At 44.3% G+C, this 16,724-nt stretch carries 9 protein-coding genes; 8 read left to right on the forward strand and 1 reads right to left on the reverse strand.

What is annotated here, in order from left to right:
- Positions 1-35 precede the first annotated feature (35 nt).
- The 8 genes from HV346_RS02660 to HV346_RS02695 all read left to right on the forward strand — a co-directional run bounded on the left by HV346_RS02660 (position 36) and on the right by HV346_RS02695 (position 15,863).
- The gene (locus HV346_RS02660) at positions 36-3,551 is read left to right on the forward strand and encodes an AAA domain-containing protein (RefSeq protein ID WP_181622069.1); all 3,516 of its coding nucleotides are present in this window, start codon (positions 36-38) and stop codon (positions 3,549-3,551) included.
- A gap of 96 nt (positions 3,552-3,647) precedes the next feature.
- A complete protein-coding gene (locus tag HV346_RS02665; RefSeq protein ID WP_077905616.1) occupies positions 3,648-4,637 on the forward strand; it encodes a restriction endonuclease in 990 nt (329 codons plus the stop codon).
- A gap of 336 nt (positions 4,638-4,973) precedes the next feature.
- Entirely contained in the window at positions 4,974-8,267 is a 3,294-nt protein-coding gene (locus HV346_RS02670; RefSeq protein ID WP_181622070.1) for a helicase-related protein, read from the forward strand.
- On the forward strand, positions 8,264-8,962 hold the full coding sequence (locus tag HV346_RS02675; RefSeq protein WP_181622071.1) for a DUF4391 domain-containing protein: 699 nt from the start codon (positions 8,264-8,266) through the stop codon (positions 8,960-8,962). The genes HV346_RS02670 and HV346_RS02675 overlap by 4 nt, the downstream gene beginning before the upstream one ends.
- Positions 8,963-9,001: 39 nt before the next feature.
- Positions 9,002-10,969 carry a site-specific DNA-methyltransferase gene (locus tag HV346_RS02680; protein ID WP_181622072.1) on the forward strand — a complete coding sequence of 656 codons (1,968 nt, stop codon included), beginning with the start codon at positions 9,002-9,004 and terminating at the stop codon, positions 10,967-10,969.
- Between the two features lie 10 nt (positions 10,970-10,979).
- The gene (locus tag HV346_RS02685) at positions 10,980-12,086 is read left to right on the forward strand and encodes an AAA family ATPase (protein ID WP_181622073.1); all 1,107 of its coding nucleotides are present in this window, start codon (positions 10,980-10,982) and stop codon (positions 12,084-12,086) included.
- Complete coding sequence (locus HV346_RS02690) at positions 12,079-12,765, forward strand: DUF4276 family protein (protein ID WP_181622074.1); 687 nt, start codon at positions 12,079-12,081, stop codon at positions 12,763-12,765. The genes HV346_RS02685 and HV346_RS02690 overlap by 8 nt, the downstream gene beginning before the upstream one ends.
- Positions 12,762-15,863: a DEAD/DEAH box helicase family protein gene (locus tag HV346_RS02695; RefSeq protein WP_181622075.1), complete on the forward strand. Its 3,102-nt coding sequence runs from the start codon at positions 12,762-12,764 to the stop codon at positions 15,861-15,863. Before HV346_RS02690 ends, HV346_RS02695 begins: the two co-directional genes overlap by 4 nt.
- A gap of 360 nt (positions 15,864-16,223) precedes the next feature.
- Here HV346_RS02695 and HV346_RS02700 read toward each other — a convergent pair whose 3' ends face one another.
- On the reverse strand, positions 16,224-16,478 hold the full coding sequence (locus tag HV346_RS02700; protein WP_181622076.1) for a hypothetical protein: 255 nt from the start codon (positions 16,476-16,478) through the stop codon (positions 16,224-16,226).
- Positions 16,479-16,724 lie beyond the last annotated feature (246 nt).

Raw genomic sequence — 16,724 nt, forward strand, 5'->3', positions numbered from 1 at the left:
AAATCAATGGATTTCATTGAGTCATAGGACTGGTAATGGATGAAAATGCTTTAGGGTTTGCCTCATACTGGCGCAACTCGCTGGCAGATGCTGAGTCAGGAAAGGGCAGTTTTGAACGGAAAGACGCCAAAAATTTCACTAACTGGCATGGGATAGCGGCGGGACGTCTTGACGAAGCGATCGTCGATAAATTTTTTGAAGGGGAAAAAGACGATGTCGAAACAGTAGATGTCATTTTGCGGCCAAAGGTTTATTTCCGGTTGCTGCAGCATGGAAAGGACCGTTCTGCTGGTGCGCCTGATATTGTTACCCCGATAGTGACGCCAGCCCTGCTGAGCCGTGAGGGTTTTTTATATCCGACTCCAGCGACCTCCATTCCCAGAGACCTGCTTGAACCTTTGCCAAAAGGCGCATTTTCGATTGGTGAAATTGAGCAGTATGACAAATATAAAACGACACATACGTCATTCTCTATCAACTTTGATGAAAGTGTTGATAACACTGCCGAAACGGATGAAGAACGAGAAGCACGATATGCAGCCTGGCAGCAGGATTGGCGTCAATATCTGGATGATTCAGAGAGGCTACTGAAGAACGTTGTCGGCGACTGGATTAAAAATCCCGAGCAATATGAACTCGCTGAGCACGGTTATATTGTTAAAACGGCGCAAACTGGCGGTGCCAGTTTCCATATCCTCTCGCTGTATGACCATTTGCTTGTTAGCAAAAAGGACGTGCCGCTTTTCAATCGCTTCGCCTCGCGAGAGGTTCATGCCGCAGAGTCATTACTTCCTCCGGAAGCAAAATTCAGCGACAGACTTGGACACTCCGGGGATAAGTTTCCGCTGGCAAAGGCTCAGCGCGATGCCTTAAGCCATTTTCTGGATGCGAGGCATGGCGATATTCTTGCCGTAAATGGGCCTCCTGGAACCGGAAAAACCACACTGGTGCTTTCTATTATCGCCACGCAGTGGGCCAGAGCGGCTCTCGAAAAAGCGGAGCCTCCGGTTATTATCGCGACGTCAACGAATAACCAGGCTGTAACGAACATTATCGAGGCGTTCGGGAAAGACTTTTCCCAGGGCACTGGGGCAATGGCCGGACGATGGTTGCCAGAGCTGAAAAGCTTCGGCGCTTATTTCCCCTCAAGCACTCGTAAAGCCGAGGCCGCCAAAAAATACCAAACTGAAGATTTCTTCATCCAGGTTGAGTCGAAAGAGTTTGTAGAAGATGCACTGCTGTTTTATCTGGAGAAAGCTAAGGCAGCCTTTCCTGAAAAAGATTGTTCATCCCCTGAAAAAGTCATTGAACTCCTGCACGGTCAGTTGGTAGCAAAATCCGAACAGCTGGTAAGGCTGAACGCAACATGGCAAACGTTAAGTCAGGTTAGGGCTGCGCGTGAGCTTATTGCGAATGACATTGAGCAATATCTCGATAATTTAAATAAATTACTCTCCGGGCAAGAACAAAAAGTCACAATACTTAAGAGTGCCAAAACAGAGTGGAAAAAATATCGCGCCAGTGAATCACTGATCTATTCATTATTTTCATGGCTTCCAGCGGTTCGCAGTAAGCGACAGTACCAAATCCAATTGTTTGTCGAAGATAAATTAGGTGCGCTGATTGCGGGGAATCAGTGGTCTGATCCTGAAACCATTGAACGTAATATCGATGGACTGCTCAACTCCGCTGAGCGCGAGCAGGCAACATACCGGCAGCAGATTGACTCCGCGCATGAAATAGTTCTTAAAGAACGGCAGGCGGCTCAGGAGTGGCAGAACCTGGCACATGATTTAGGCTATGTGGGCGACGGCGAGATGAGTTTCTCGCAGGCCGATGAACTGGCTGATACGCAGATCCGCTTCCCCGCATTTTTACTGACAACCCACTACTGGGAAGGTCGTTGGCTAATGGATATGGCGAAGATCGATGATCTGCAGGAAGAGAAGAAGAAAAAAGGCGCTAAAGGGGTAACCTCCCGATGGCAACGCCGAATGAAGCTTACCCCATGTGTGGTTATGACCTGCTATATGCTGCCCGGCAATATGCAGATAAGTGAACACAAAGGGCAGCGTAAATTCGAGAAAAGATATTTATATGACTTCGCTGATTTACTCATTGTCGATGAAGCCGGGCAGGTGCTTCCTGAAGTGGCTGCTGCCTCGTTTGCCTTAGCTAAAAAGGCATTAGTGATTGGTGATACGGAACAGATCCCGCCAATATGGAGTATTGCTCCCGCTATTGATATAGGTAACATGCTGGCGGAAAAAATTCTGTCAGGTAGTACGCAAGAAGAGATTACTGAGAAATATACGACAATCGCAGAGCTTGGTAAAAGCGCCGCATCTGGCAGCGTCATGAAAATAGCGCAGTGTGCCTCACGCTATCAATATGATCCCGAACTGGCTCGTGGAATGTACTTATATGAACACCGTCGGTGCTTCGATAATATTATTGGATACTGCAATACGCTCTGCTATCACGGTAAGTTGTTGCCTAAAAGAGGGCGTGATGAGAGCAATTTAATGCCCGCCATGGGTTATCTCCATATTGATGGTAAAGGAGCGCTGGCAAGTAGCGGAAGTCGATATAATTTGCTTGAGGCTGAAACGATAGCTGCCTGGCTGATAGATAATCAGCAAGATATTGAAGCGCATTACGGCAAGTCGCTTCATGAGGTTGTCGGTATCGTGACGCCTTTTAGCGCGCAGGTATCGACCATCAAACAGGCGCTGGGTAAACAGGGTATCAGTGCTGGTACGAATGAAAAAGCGCTCACGGTGGGCACAGTCCATTCTCTTCAGGGGGCGGAAAGGGCAATTGTTATATTCTCGCCAGTCTATTCAAAACATGAGGATGGCGGGTTTATTGATAGCGATAACAGCATGCTGAACGTTGCTGTTTCACGTGCGAAGGACAGTTTCCTCGTCTTCGGCGATATGGATCTGTTTGAGATCCAACCATCCTCATCTCCGCGGGGATTGCTGGCAAAATATCTCTTTGAGTCTGAGAAGAATGCGCTCTCTTTTGATTATAAAGAGCGTAAGGATTTAAAAACTTCCGAGACCAAAATTTACACACTCCATGGTGTGGAGCAGCATGATAATTTCCTGAATCAGACGTTTGAAAATATCGGTAAACACATCACGATAGTCTCTCCATGGCTAACCTGGCAAAAACTGGAGCAAACCGGTTTTCTTGATTCTATGATTGCGGCGTGTTCACGGGGTATTAACGTCACGATTGTCACTGACAGAAGCTACAACACTGAACATAATGATTTTGAGAAGCGAAAAGAGAGGCAGCAGAACCTCAAAGCGGCGCTGGAGAAACTGAACGCCCTTGGTATTGCGACAAAACTGGTCAATCGTGTTCATAGCAAAATTGTTATTGGTGATGATGGCTTGCTATGCGTGGGATCATTCAACTGGTTTAGTGCGACACGTGAAGCTCGATATGAACGGTACGATACATCGATGGTTTATTGTGGTGATAACCTGAAGGGAGAGATTGAGGCTATTTATAATAGCCTTGAGAGGCGTCAGGTTTAGAGTAGGAATTTGAATGGCCATCTTATCGGCATTTTTACGGGATAAGATGGTTGTGAGGCATTTTCAGAAGGAATTATTGTGGCGACTAAAATGTGGATGATCCGCGGTGATGGCGGAAAATTGTACGATGACTTTAGGGACAAACAGGTTGTTGCAATCGGCTGGTCGCAGCTCGCTCCCTATGTAAAACCGGGATGCTCAAGAGAGCAGTTGTTTACCCGGTATCAGGAACTTGAGCCACAGACTAAGCCTGGCACCGTTCGTTCTGGCGCTTCTCAGGTCTGGCGCTTTGTGAATGAGATGCAGAAAGGTGACTGGGCTATCACTTATTCACCTTCTAATCGGACCTATTTAATCGGGAAAATTGCCTCAGATTTTGAGTTTCATGCCGAGTGGCTTGAAGATGGCATGGGTATTGCCCGTAAAGTGAAGTGGAATGCGGAAGAAATTAAGCGCGATAGTCTGAGTGATGCAACCAGAAACACCCTTGGCTCAACGCTGACGGTTTTTCAGGTGCCTGATTTTGCAGTGAATGAATTAGTGCAGGGCAAAAAGCCTGTCTCAGATGTCGTGCCGGAAGTACCTGTTTCAGGTGAAGAGGATGAGGTTGTTTCTAATCCTCTGCGCGACATGGAAATGATCGCTTTTGAAGGCATCAAGGATCGTATCAACCGTCTCGACTGGGATGAGATGCAGAATCTGGTCGCAGGCGTGTTACGCAGCATGGGATATAAAACCCAGGTATCGCCTGCTGGTGCTGACCGTGGGAAAGATATCATTGCTTCCCCTGACGGTTTTGGCTTCGAAAATCCGCGCATTATAGTTGAGGTGAAGCACCGACGGGAACAGATGAGCAGCCAGCAAATCCGTAGCTTTATCGGTGGCCGTCATAAAGACGATCGCGGGCTGTATGTCAGCACCGGTGGATTCAGTAAGGATGCACGCTATGAGGCCGATCGTTCTACAATCCCGTTGACACTATGGACGCTTGACGATTTGGTCCGCGCGTTAGTGGAAAACTATGAGCAAGTGGATATTGAGACTAAGCTGTTGGTTCCACTTAAGAAAACGTACTTGCCTGCATGAAACATCAGCATTGTCTCTGTGTAAACAGTTACTGTACTTACATAGCTCTGAATTGATCATGCTTATGTGATAGCATCGCAGGACCATTAGATCTGTCTGTTGTATGACTGGAATGGGGAACGCAACATATGCATTTCCCCTCCATCTCACAGAGCCATCATGCATTAGTGCTTTTAAGAAACAGGCAATCTTTTGGCTACAGTCAGGGGCTGCTGTTGACCAAGTATAACTCGACATCCAGTAATGTGCCCCCTGACTAATAATGTCGAGATTGCCCCGTGTTATTGAGTGATAGCCTGAGGCAGACTCCATTTTAGGCTGCCGCGAGAGAGTATCATGAAACTTATTGATAACATTAATGCGTTATTGGGAGATGAGCTGAAGCAGACGTTACAACCTGGTGTGAAGCTTAAAATCGCAGCATCCTGCTTTTCTATTTATGCATTTGATGCGCTGAAAGAACAACTTGAAAATATTGATAGCCTGGAATTCATTTTTACTTCCCCTATATTTGTAGAGGAAGATGCGGTTGATAAACTCAGAAAAGAAAAACGTGAGTTCCATATTCCAGGCGAAAATAAAGAGCGAAGCTTTTTTGGTAGCGAATTTGAAATCCAGCTAAAAAATAAACTGACTCAGAAAGCTATAGCCCGTGAGTGTGCGGAATGGATCCGTCGTAAAGCTCAATTTCGTTCAAACTTAACTCCAGCACCGATGCAGCCTTTTGCTGTTGTTAAAGCAAATGATAAGGAAGTTGTGTATCAGCCTTTGCAAGGATTCACGGCAGTTGATCTTGGGTATGAGAAAGGCAACGCTGTTTCCAATTTAGTTATGGGCATAGATGAATCGTCATCAACGGCAACATTTCTGACGCTCTTTGAACAAATCTGGCAAGATAAAGAAAAACTGACTGATGTAACCGAACGCCTGGTGCATTACATGAGTACGGTCTATCTGGAGAACCCACCTGAACAGATTTATTTCCAACTACTCTATAATCTTTTTAGCGAGTTTTTAGAAGATATCAATGACGATGTACTGCCAAATGATAAAACTGGTTATCAGGATAGTTTGATTTGGAAAAAACTCTTCAACTTCCAACGGGATGCAGCGACCGGTATTATTAACAAGCTGGAAGCCTATAATGGTTGTATTCTTGCCGATAGCGTCGGTTTGGGTAAGACGTTTACGGCACTGGCAGTCGTTAAGTACTACGAGCTGCGTAACAAATCTGTATTGGTTCTTTGTCCGAAAAAGCTGGCGGATAACTGGACCAACTATAATCAGAATCTCGTTACTAATCCGTTTGCAAAAGACCGATTTAACTTTGATGTACTATGTCATACTGATTTGCAGCGCACTCGAGGAGAATCGTTCGGTATTGCACTGAATCGGATCAACTGGGGAAATTATGATCTGGTAGTGATCGATGAATCACATAACTTTCGTAATAATCAGGCTTTTAAAGAGCGCGAAACACGATACCAGACTCTGATGAACAAGGTAATTAGAGCAGGAGTCAAAACAAAGGTTTTGATGCTTTCAGCTACACCAGTAAACAACAAATTTAGTGATCTGAAGAATCAACTGGCTCTGGCGTATGAAGGAGATCCTGGTTCTCTCCATCGGCAGATTGGTACTCAATCAGGAATAGATGAAATATTTCGGCGTGCGCAGAAAAGTTTTAATGTATGGGCGGAGTTGTCGCCGGAAAATCGCACCGCTTCAGCGTTATTGAATGCACTCGATTTTGATTTCTTCCGTTTGCTTGATAGTGTGACTATTGCGCGCTCACGCAAACATATCCAAACTTTTTATGACACCAAAGACATTGGTCGTTTTCCTACGCGTAATAAGCCTCTTTCATTCCAACCCTCTCTGACAACCCATGAGCAGGTGATTGGTTTTAATACTATTTTTGAACAGTTATCCAGCCTACGTTTAGCTGTTTATGCCCCGGTCAGTTATATTCTGCCGAGTCGTATGGCTAAATATGAAGCACTTTATGATACCAGCGTAAAAGGTGGCAGTACGTTGCGTCAGGTTGACCGCGAGAAGGCCTTACAACGATTGATGACCATAAATCTGCTTAAGCGGCTGGAAAGTTCAGTACAAGCATTCAGGTTAACGCTTAGTAGTTTGCAAAAAATATTACGTGATGCTCTGCACAATATTGCCGCGTTTAAGGCTAGCGGTTTAGAAGAGGAGCTTACGACGGTTGATCCTGATAACGGAATTAGCGATCCGGATATTGAGCTCGACCTTGAACTTGATGATTTGGAAGAAGCTTTCTCGACTGGTGGGAAAGTTAAAATTAATCTGGCGGATATGGATTTGCCCTCGTGGGAATATCATCTTGTCAATGATTTAACCATTATTGATGAACTCTTAGATGAGATGGCGAGAGTAACGCCGGAACATGATGCTAAGCTGTTGCATCTGAAAGGTGTGCTAGAAAATAAATGGGCAAATCCTATCAATCCAGGTAATAAAAAAGTTTTGATCTTTACTGCTTTTGCCGATACTGCGGATTACCTCTATGAGCAGTTACATGATTTATGCTGGCAAAAACACGGATTACATCTAGGGAAAGTCACGGGAAGCAGTACCGTTAAATCGACGATTGGGAAGGGTTATGATTTTCAGAGCCTGTTGACGTTGTTTTCACCACGATCAAAGTCGAAGGATCAGATCTTACCTGATGAATCAGCCAGTCTGGATATTCTGATTGGTACCGACTGTATTTCAGAAGGACAGAACCTGCAGGACTGCGATTACCTCATTAACTATGATATTCACTGGAATCCAGTGCGGATTATTCAACGCTTTGGCCGTGTTGATCGTATTGGATCAACCAATGAATACATTCAGTTAGTTAATTACTGGCCTGATATCAGCCTTGATGAATACATCAATCTGAAAGAGCGGGTAGAAAACCGCATGGTAATTACCGACCTCACCTCAACAGGTGATGATAACGTCCTGACGGCGCAGGCTAATGATGTAGCTTACCGTAAGGAGCAGCTCAAACGACTGCAGGAAGAAGTGATTGACCTGGAAGATGTGAAAGGAGGCGTTTCGATTACCGATTTGGGTCTGAACGAATTTCGTATGGACCTGTTGGGGTATCTGAAAACTCATCCAGATATTCGCCGTTTACCTTACGGCTTGCATACAGTTGTATCTGCCGAACCTGCTAAAGGCTTAGTTCCTGGTGTCATCTTTGCGCTGCGTAATCGCCATCATGGGATCAACATAGATAGGCAGAATCGTCTGCATCCCTATTACCTTATTTATATTGCCGATGATGGATCTGTGGCCATCAATCATCTTCAAATCAAGACTCTTCTGGACAGTATTCGTGCTGTTTGTAAAGGTCGCGAGATTACCGATGAAGCAGCCTGTCAGCGTTTTAATCAGAAAACGCTGGACGGAAGGGATATGAGTCATTATTCCGAACTGCTGGATCGGGCAATTCACGCGATGGTAGCTGTTAAGGAACAGAGCGATATTGACAGCCTGTTTAGTGGTGGGCCTACTTCAGCGCTGAACAATGAGATTGCTGGGCTAGAACAGTTTGAATTGATTAACTTTATCATCATTCAAAATTCTGATGAGGACTGTAGATGATGACTCAGCATTATCGTTTTCCAGCTTCAGCTGAGTTAAATCGGCGCTTGCCAAAAGAAACGTTTTACCAAAGGTTGAATCCAGATTCTGCCCTTAGAAAAGCATTTGTGGTGCAACTGCAGGAGATTGTCTGGAAATATAAACTGGCGGATGGAACACTGAATCTGGCAGCAAACAAAGATTATCCGGAACTACAGGTTATCGACATTGAACTTAAATCCGGGGCGTCTGATATTGATGTGGCGGTACTGCGTGCAATTGATTCATTGATTGTGTTCCCTGTGTACTTCCGTGTCATCCGCAGGTGCAATGAGGTTCTACAGATTCAATATCAGCTGGGCTATAAGCCCCCTGTTACTGAGGTTCAGCATAAGGTCACACCAATACGTTACTTCGCTTCCGGTTGGTTTTCGCTACCTGATGAAAAAGACCTCGTCCCGTTACCCGTGGCGTTGAATATCTATCAGTTGTATCGACAGTTGCTGCAACCATTGGCTACACTGCCGCCTCGTCGTGATGAACCCTTAACTATGTGGATGGCGCGTTTAGAGGATATAGCCAGGCAGGAAAGGCGTATCAGCCAGCAGCAGAAACAACTTCAGCGCGAAAAACAGTTTAATCGCCGGGTTGAGCTGAATCGTGAGCTGGTGGAACTCCGGCATGCACTAGCAGCCTTGCAGGCTGCAGATGACTAAATCTATTGATTATTATCAGAAAATTTTACGGGAATATTTATGGATAAGCTGAAAATGCACAGCCCTAATCTGGTAGAACAGAATATCGACAAGCTGGCGGCGCTGTTCCCCAACTGCGTAACAGAGTCTAAAGATGAGCATGGCAAGCTGAAGCAAGCTATCGACTTTGACCTGCTAAAGCAGGAGTTGTCGCGCCATATTGTCGATGGGCCGCAGGAGCGCTATCAGCTTAACTGGCCGGGTAAGCGTGAGGCGTTACTGACAGCCAATGCACCTATCGCTAAGACTCTGCGCCCCTATCGTGAAGAGAGCGTAAACTTTGATACAACCCGAAACCTGTTTATTGAAGGGGATAATCTTGATGCGCTGAAGCTTTTGCAAGAGACTTATCTGGGTAAGGTAAAGATGATCTATATTGATCCTCCATACAATACGGGGAAGGATTTTATCTATGAAGATGATTTTGCTGTTGAAACAGATGAATATTTAAAATTTTCAAATCAAAAGGATGAAATTGGCAATCGTTTGACATCTAATACAGAAGCTAATGGGAGAATGCATTCTGATTGGTTATCTATGATGTACTCACGATTGAAATTAGCACATGGTTTTCTACACGATTCTGGTGCTATTTTTATTTCTATACATCATAAGGAAGTAGCTAATTTAAGAAAAATTGCCGATGAAATATTTGGTGAGAAAAATTTACTTTGTATGTTTGCATGGAGGACTGATGGGAATTTTGATAATCAAGCAAAATTTAAATACTGTCATGAGTATGTCCTCGCTTATGCAAAGAGTGAACCATCTTTTTTGCACCCGTTAGTAGTTGATCCAAATACACCAGAAGGAAGTAAAATATTTAGACCAGAGATAAGAAATACAATAGTTAAAAATGGTCCTAAAAACCCACCTAGTCTAATTACTTTACCAAAGGGATTTCCTGTTTCTTTTGAGGAAGGGGTGATTCGGAAAAAAGATGATTCATGGCCACATATCTTGAGTGATATTAATGTGAGTAATCACAAGATTACTACAGAGGTGCAGTTTTATAGTGGATGGAGTTCAAAAGAGCTTCTTGAAGATTTTATAAATAACGGCTGCCAAGCTATTAATGATGCGAAAGGGCAAGAAACAATCTTTGAAATTACAGCAACAGGTGCTATCGAAGCTATAAAGTTGAGAGGTAAACCTAGCCATGTTATTTCCATGCTTGCTGGTTTTGGGGGCTCGCAGAAAGCTTCAGCAGAGTTACAGGATATAGGAGTTGTTTTTGATGACTATCCTAAACCTACATCATTGATTAAATATTTTGCCAGTATGATCAATTGTAATGATTTTGTAATAATGGATTTCTTTGCTGGCTCAGGAACAACAGCTCAGGCAGTTATTAAATTAAATTCTGAAGATGGAGGAAATAGAAGATATATTCTAGTGCAATTACCTGAACCCTGTCATGAAAAATCTGAGGCTTATAAATCAGGTTATAAGACGATATCTGAAATATCACTTCAGAGATTACGTCTTTCGGGTAAATCTATTTTGGACGAAAACTATAATTGTCAATGGAACAAAGACATCGGTTTTCGTGTCCTCAAAATCGACACCTCCAATATGTCCGATATTTACTACGCCCCTGATGCCGTAACCCAGGACGATCTTTTCGATCAGGTAGAAAACGTCAAATCCGATCGCAGTGAAGAAGATCTTCTGTTCCAGGTTATGCTTGACTGGGGGGTAGATCTGACTTTGCCGATCCACTGCGAAACTATTGCCGACAAAAAAGTCTTTTTTGTCGATGCCCAACCGGATAACAGCCATGGAGCACTGGTAGCTTGCTTCGATAAAACGGGCGGAATTGATGAAGATTTTATCAAGCAGCTTGCTGCATTCAGCCCGCTGCGGCTGGTATTCCGTGATGCTGGCTTCGCATCTGATGCAGCAAAAACCAATGCCGAACAGTTGCTTAAACAGCTCAGTGCTACCACCGACGTAAAAACTATCTAAGGAGACCGATATGGGGACTACATTAGATAAATTGACTATTCAGGGCTTTAAGTCAATTCGTGAGCTTAATGACTTCGAGCTTAAGAAACTAAACGTCATTGTCGGGGCCAACGGGGCGGGTAAAAGTAATTTTATCTCTTTCTTCAGAATGCTACATGCGCTTATTGAGGGCAATTTAAATCGCTACGTGAGAGACAGTGGCGGCGCTGGAGATTTGCTGTTTCAAGGGCGTAAAATCACTCAGAAAATGTTTTTTGAAACCCACTTTGGTTCTCGTGGTTATCGCTTTACGCTAGTACCGACTCCAGCAGACGGTTGCGCCATCGAAAATGAGGGGCGCTACTACTCGGGGGGAACAACGGGATGGTGGGTACTAGGTGATAGCGAGGACGGAAAATCCCGGCTCGCGGCAGAGGTTCTGGAAAATAAGTCAGATGCGGGTTATTCAAAACCCGTCTATAACGCTATCACTTCGTGGCGGATTTACCATTTTCATGACACTAGTTCCACCGCTGCGATGCGAAATTACGAGATCGTTCAGGATTGCGAAGTATTGCGCACTGATGCGGCCAACCTTGCACCTTTCCTGATGAATCTACAAAAAGATCATCCACATCAATATAAGACCATCGTTGATGCGGTGCGGCTGGTCACGCCTTTTTTTGATGATTTTATTCTTAAGCCCAGAAAGCAGGGGGCTAAAGAAAACGTCAATCTGAGCTGGATGCAAAAAGGGTCTGACTACCCGATGCAACCTTATCATCTATCTGACGGTTCAATTCGCTTTATCTGCCTGGCGACGGCGCTTCTACAGCCTAATCCGCCATCCACAATCATTATTGATGAACCGGAACTGGGGCTTCATCCAGCGGCCATCGTTATTCTGGCGGAGTTAATTCAGCAAGCGGCGCAGCGCACTCAAGTGATTGTTGCTACTCAATCGCCGGCGCTTATCGACCAGTTTGCTATAGACGATATTGTGGTGGTGAACCGCCAGGATGGTGCTTCGACGTTTACCCGGCTGAATGAGTCTGACTATGCGCAGTGGCTGGAAAGTTACTCTGTAGGAGAGCTCTGGACCAAGAATGTCATCGCCGGAGGCCCACGTTATGAATAGTTATATTAACGTGATTGCCATTGTTGAAGGTAAGACTGAGCAGGTATTCGTTGAACAGATACTAGCCCCTTGGCTGGCTGAAAGGATGATTTTTATGACCGCCACGCAGGTGAGTAAACCTGGCCAGAAAGGTGGAGATGTACGTTTTAGTCGGGTGAGCCGGGATATTGGTCTTCATCTTAAGCAACGTACTGATACCTATGTCACGACGTTGGTCGATTATTATGGCGTGACGGAATGGCCGGGGATGGATTCGTTACCTGCTCAGCGAGCACCAGCGCAGATCGCTGAGCATTTGAATACTGCAGTGATGAATGAGGTCAATAATCTGTTTGCCGAACAGCAGTCCGCGCGGCGTTTTATCCCCTTTATCGCGCTTCATGAGTTTGAAGCTTTGTTGTTTAGCGACAGTTCAATCCTGGCGGAAGAGCTCGGTATACCTGTCGCTAATGTGGAGGCGGTTGTGGCTGAGTGCGGTGAACCCGAAGCGATAAATAATGGTCGTGAAACCGCGCCGTCCAAGCGGTTAAACAGATGGACGCAAGAAGGGAAATTTGGCAAAACGACGCAAGGAATTGCGATAGCAAAGCGGATTGGAATTACCAGAATGAGAGAACAGTGCCCGCTATTTAATGCATGGATTGCGCGGTTTGAGGCGCTGATGGTGGAATCAGCATGAAATTAAAATTTAAACATCAGGCATATCAGGCGGACTCAGTTCAGGCGGTTATCGACTGCTTTAAAGGCCAGTTACCCGATGAGGCTGCTCGTCGCTACAGAATCGACCCTGGTACATCTGCTCAAGGTCGCTCAGGCTCAACAACCTATGTTGAAGCTGGGTTCAAAAACGCCGATATTCAGCTAAGTGAGTCGCAGTTACTGACCAATATTCAGGCGGTACAGGCGCGTCAAAACCTGCAACTGTCAACGGCGCTAGATAATTACCGGGATGCGAATGGTAATAAGCAGACCAAATATCATCCAGGAGCCAAACTTAATCTCGATATTGAGATGGAGACGGGTACTGGTAAGACATATTGCTATGTGAAAACCATTTTTGAGCTCAATAAACATTACGGCTGGAGTAAGTTTATTATTGTGGTGCCGAGCATCGCCATCCGAGAAGGTGTTTATAAGTCTTTGCAAATTACGGCTGAGCATTTTCTTGAGGATTATCACCGTCAGGCTCGTTTCTTCATATATAACTCGAAAGAGCTGCATCAGTTAGAAAGTTTCTCTTCTGATGGTGGTATTAACATCATGGTCATCAACGTGCAGGCCTTTAACGCACGTGGTGCTGATGCTCGTCGCATTTATGAAGAGTTAGATGACTTTCAGACCCGTCGTCCAATAGACGTGATCAAGGCTAACCGCCCAATCATGATCCTGGATGAACCGCAAAAGATGGAAGGTGCTAAGACACTAGATTCTTTTGCCGAATTCAACCCTCTTTTTATTTTGCGTTATTCGGCTACTCATAAAACCGAGCATAACAAAGTATTCCGTCTTGATGCGCTAGATGCTTATAACCAGAAGCTGGTCAAAAAAATTGCAGTGCGTGGAATTACTACGCGAGGGCTGGCGGGGACTAATGCCTACCTGTATCTGGAAAATATTGAAATATCTGCCAGTAAGCCGCCTGTGGCACGACTGGAATTTGAGATTAAACTCGCCAGCGGTGCGATAAAGCGTGATGTGCGTAAGGTAGGTAAAGGCTACAACCTATATGAACAGTCAAATGGGTTAGAGCAATATCAGGGCTTTGTCGTTTCTGACATTAATGCCAATACTGATACGATCAGTTTTACTAACGGAGTTGAGTTGACGGCAGGCGATGCCAGTGGTGATGTCAGCGAGGAGGCACTACGCCGAATGCAAATGCGAGAAGCAGTGAAAGCTCACTTTGAAAAAGAGCGGCAACTGTTCCCGTTAGGTATCAAAGTATTGAGTCTGTTCTTTATTGATGAAGTTGTTAAATATCGCGACTATAGTGCACTTGATGACAAAGGTGAGTACGCCCGGATCTTCGAAGAGGAATATCTTCGTGAACTTGAGTTACAGGCTGATCTACTGACGCCAGATTACCAGCATTACCTGAATGGAATCCCGGTAGAAAAAACCCATAATGGCTATTTCTCCATTGATAAGAAGTCTAAGCGCCTGATTGATCCTGTATTAGGTAAAAAAGCGACGGAAGCCGATGATGTAGACGCCTACGACTTGATCCTGAAGGCTAAAGAGAAACTACTTAGTTTCGATGAACCTACCCGCTTTATCTTCTCTCACTCCGCGCTGCGTGAAGGCTGGGATAACCCGAATGTATTTGTTATCTGTACGCTTAAACACAGTGACAACACCATCTCGCGTCGTCAGGAAGTTGGACGAGGATTGCGTCTGGCGGTTAATCAGTTGGGCGATCGGATGGACGATCCGCTGACAGTGCATGATATTAATCGATTAACGGTTGTGGCGAGTGAGAGCTATAAAGACTTTGTCACCGCGTTGCAAAAAGATATTAGCAAGTCTCTGTCTGCCAGACCGCGCAAGGCTGATGAGAAATACTTTATTGGAAAAATACTGCATACAGAACAGGGTGATATCAGGGTTGGTGATGACTTGGCGAAGAAAATTTATCGCTACCTGGTAAAGCATGATTATACGGACGATCGGGATAATATTACTGAAACGTGGCTTCAGGCCAAAAAAGCAGGTGTAATTGCACCTTTGCCTGACGATCTTCAACCATACTTTGAGCAGATAGTTGGTCTCATTGATGGGGTGTATAGTGATGGTAATCTGCCGCCACTGGACAACGATCGTAAAGGTAAGACTAATCCACTCAATGTTAATTTTGAAAAGAAAGCATTTCAGGAATTGTGGGCCAGGATCAACCATAAAGCCATTTATCAGGTTGAGTTCGATACGGATGAACTCATTAGCAAGGCAACTAAAGCTCTTGATTCACAGCTACGTGTAGAAAAACTACACTTTAATATTGTTCGTGGCGAACAGGTAGACGATGCTACTTGGGAACAACTGATGACTGGCCAAGGTTTTGTTGCCCGTGAAACCGCACGTGAAGAATATAATGCTTCTATTCACTCGCGTGTAAAATATGATTTACTGGGTAAAATTGGTGAGCCTACTCGCCTTAAACGTAGCACTGTGGCTGCAATTCTCAGGGGAATCCAACCTGCTGTATTTGAACAATTCAAACATAATCCAGAGGATTTTATTAGTAAGGCAGCTCAGCTTATTAATGAGCAAAAGGCAACGATGGTGATAGAGCATCTGACTTACCATCTTCTGGAGGATAAATTTGATGCAAGTATTTTTACTGCCGGGCAAATTAAGCAGGATTTTACCCATGCTGGTCAGCCGTTGAAAAAACATATTTATGATTACTTGGTTACAGATTCTGAGATCGAGCGTAAATTTGTCTACGGTGATCCAAAGTCTGTTGAGCAAGGTGGGTTGGAGTTGGCTAAAGAAGTCACGGTTTATGCCAAATTACCAAAAGGTTTCTTCATTCCCACTCCAGTTGGTAACTATAATCCTGACTGGGCAATTGCATTTGAAGAAGATGCAGTAAAGCATGTTTACTTTGTGGCTGAAACAAAAGGATCAATGTCATCGCTTCAACTTAAGGGAATGGAAGAGGCAAAAATTGAATGTGCCAGACGCTTCTTTGAAAAATTAAACGCAGAGTTGGTTGCAAAAAATGTAACTTACAATGTGGTGGATAATTTTAATAGTTTGATGAATATCGTGCGTTAGTTAAATCAATAGCGGGCTAACTACTGTAAAGAGGTTAGTCCGTGTTTTTATTGTAAGCATGACTATTCTTTTATTTATTTGTATTAGTCGCGACTTGCACTGACATATGACTTTTAAAGGTTGAGAATTACCAGTTTTGATATGGTGTCGAATCTTTATACAAAACACAAGGTAATTCTCATGCTTCATACTACCAATCCCGTAATCAAACACAAAGCTGGTTTGCTCAATCATAATCGTACAGCGTGAATCGTCCTGACGAAGACGGGTTATATCTTCCACGTATACTGGTGATAAATTGATTAATTCCAGTAGTAATCCCAGATGTTTTTTAAAAAACCATTTACTCGTCAAACCTGCTTACTCTCCGAGCAAATATCTTTGCTCACGTAAGTAACGTCCTTCTAGCTGCAAAAGTTCAGCTTTAGTCAGAACACCTTTTCTTTGAAGGTTAACAAGCAATTGTTCGACGTTATCAAGCTCTATAGTATCGGCAGATAGAGCGGTAATGGCAGTTGCCATATTACTTATATTATCGCGGGTAGCCGTAACGTTATGCTTTTTCGCAAGTTGATAGATATAGCTTGCTACACTGGTAGGCGTCTTTTGTGGCATGGATCCATCCTTATTCTTTGGTTCTATGAGCGCGATGATGGCTTCCCTTTGGCTGAACTTTGGCGGCAGGAGAGTTAATCACGGCGTATACAGATTTATACTCGTCGAGCTGTTTCTGCAGTATTAGAGGCGCACTTATCTCAAAATTTTATGAGTTTGAGATAGTATAGATCACTACTTAAAATTATCTCAATTTTCATTATTTTTGAGATAGATTATTCCCTGTTAAGACATGATAATTTATAG

This window comes from Enterobacter sp. RHBSTW-00994 (assembly GCF_013782625.1).
Lineage (GTDB): Bacteria > Pseudomonadota > Gammaproteobacteria > Enterobacterales > Enterobacteriaceae > Enterobacter.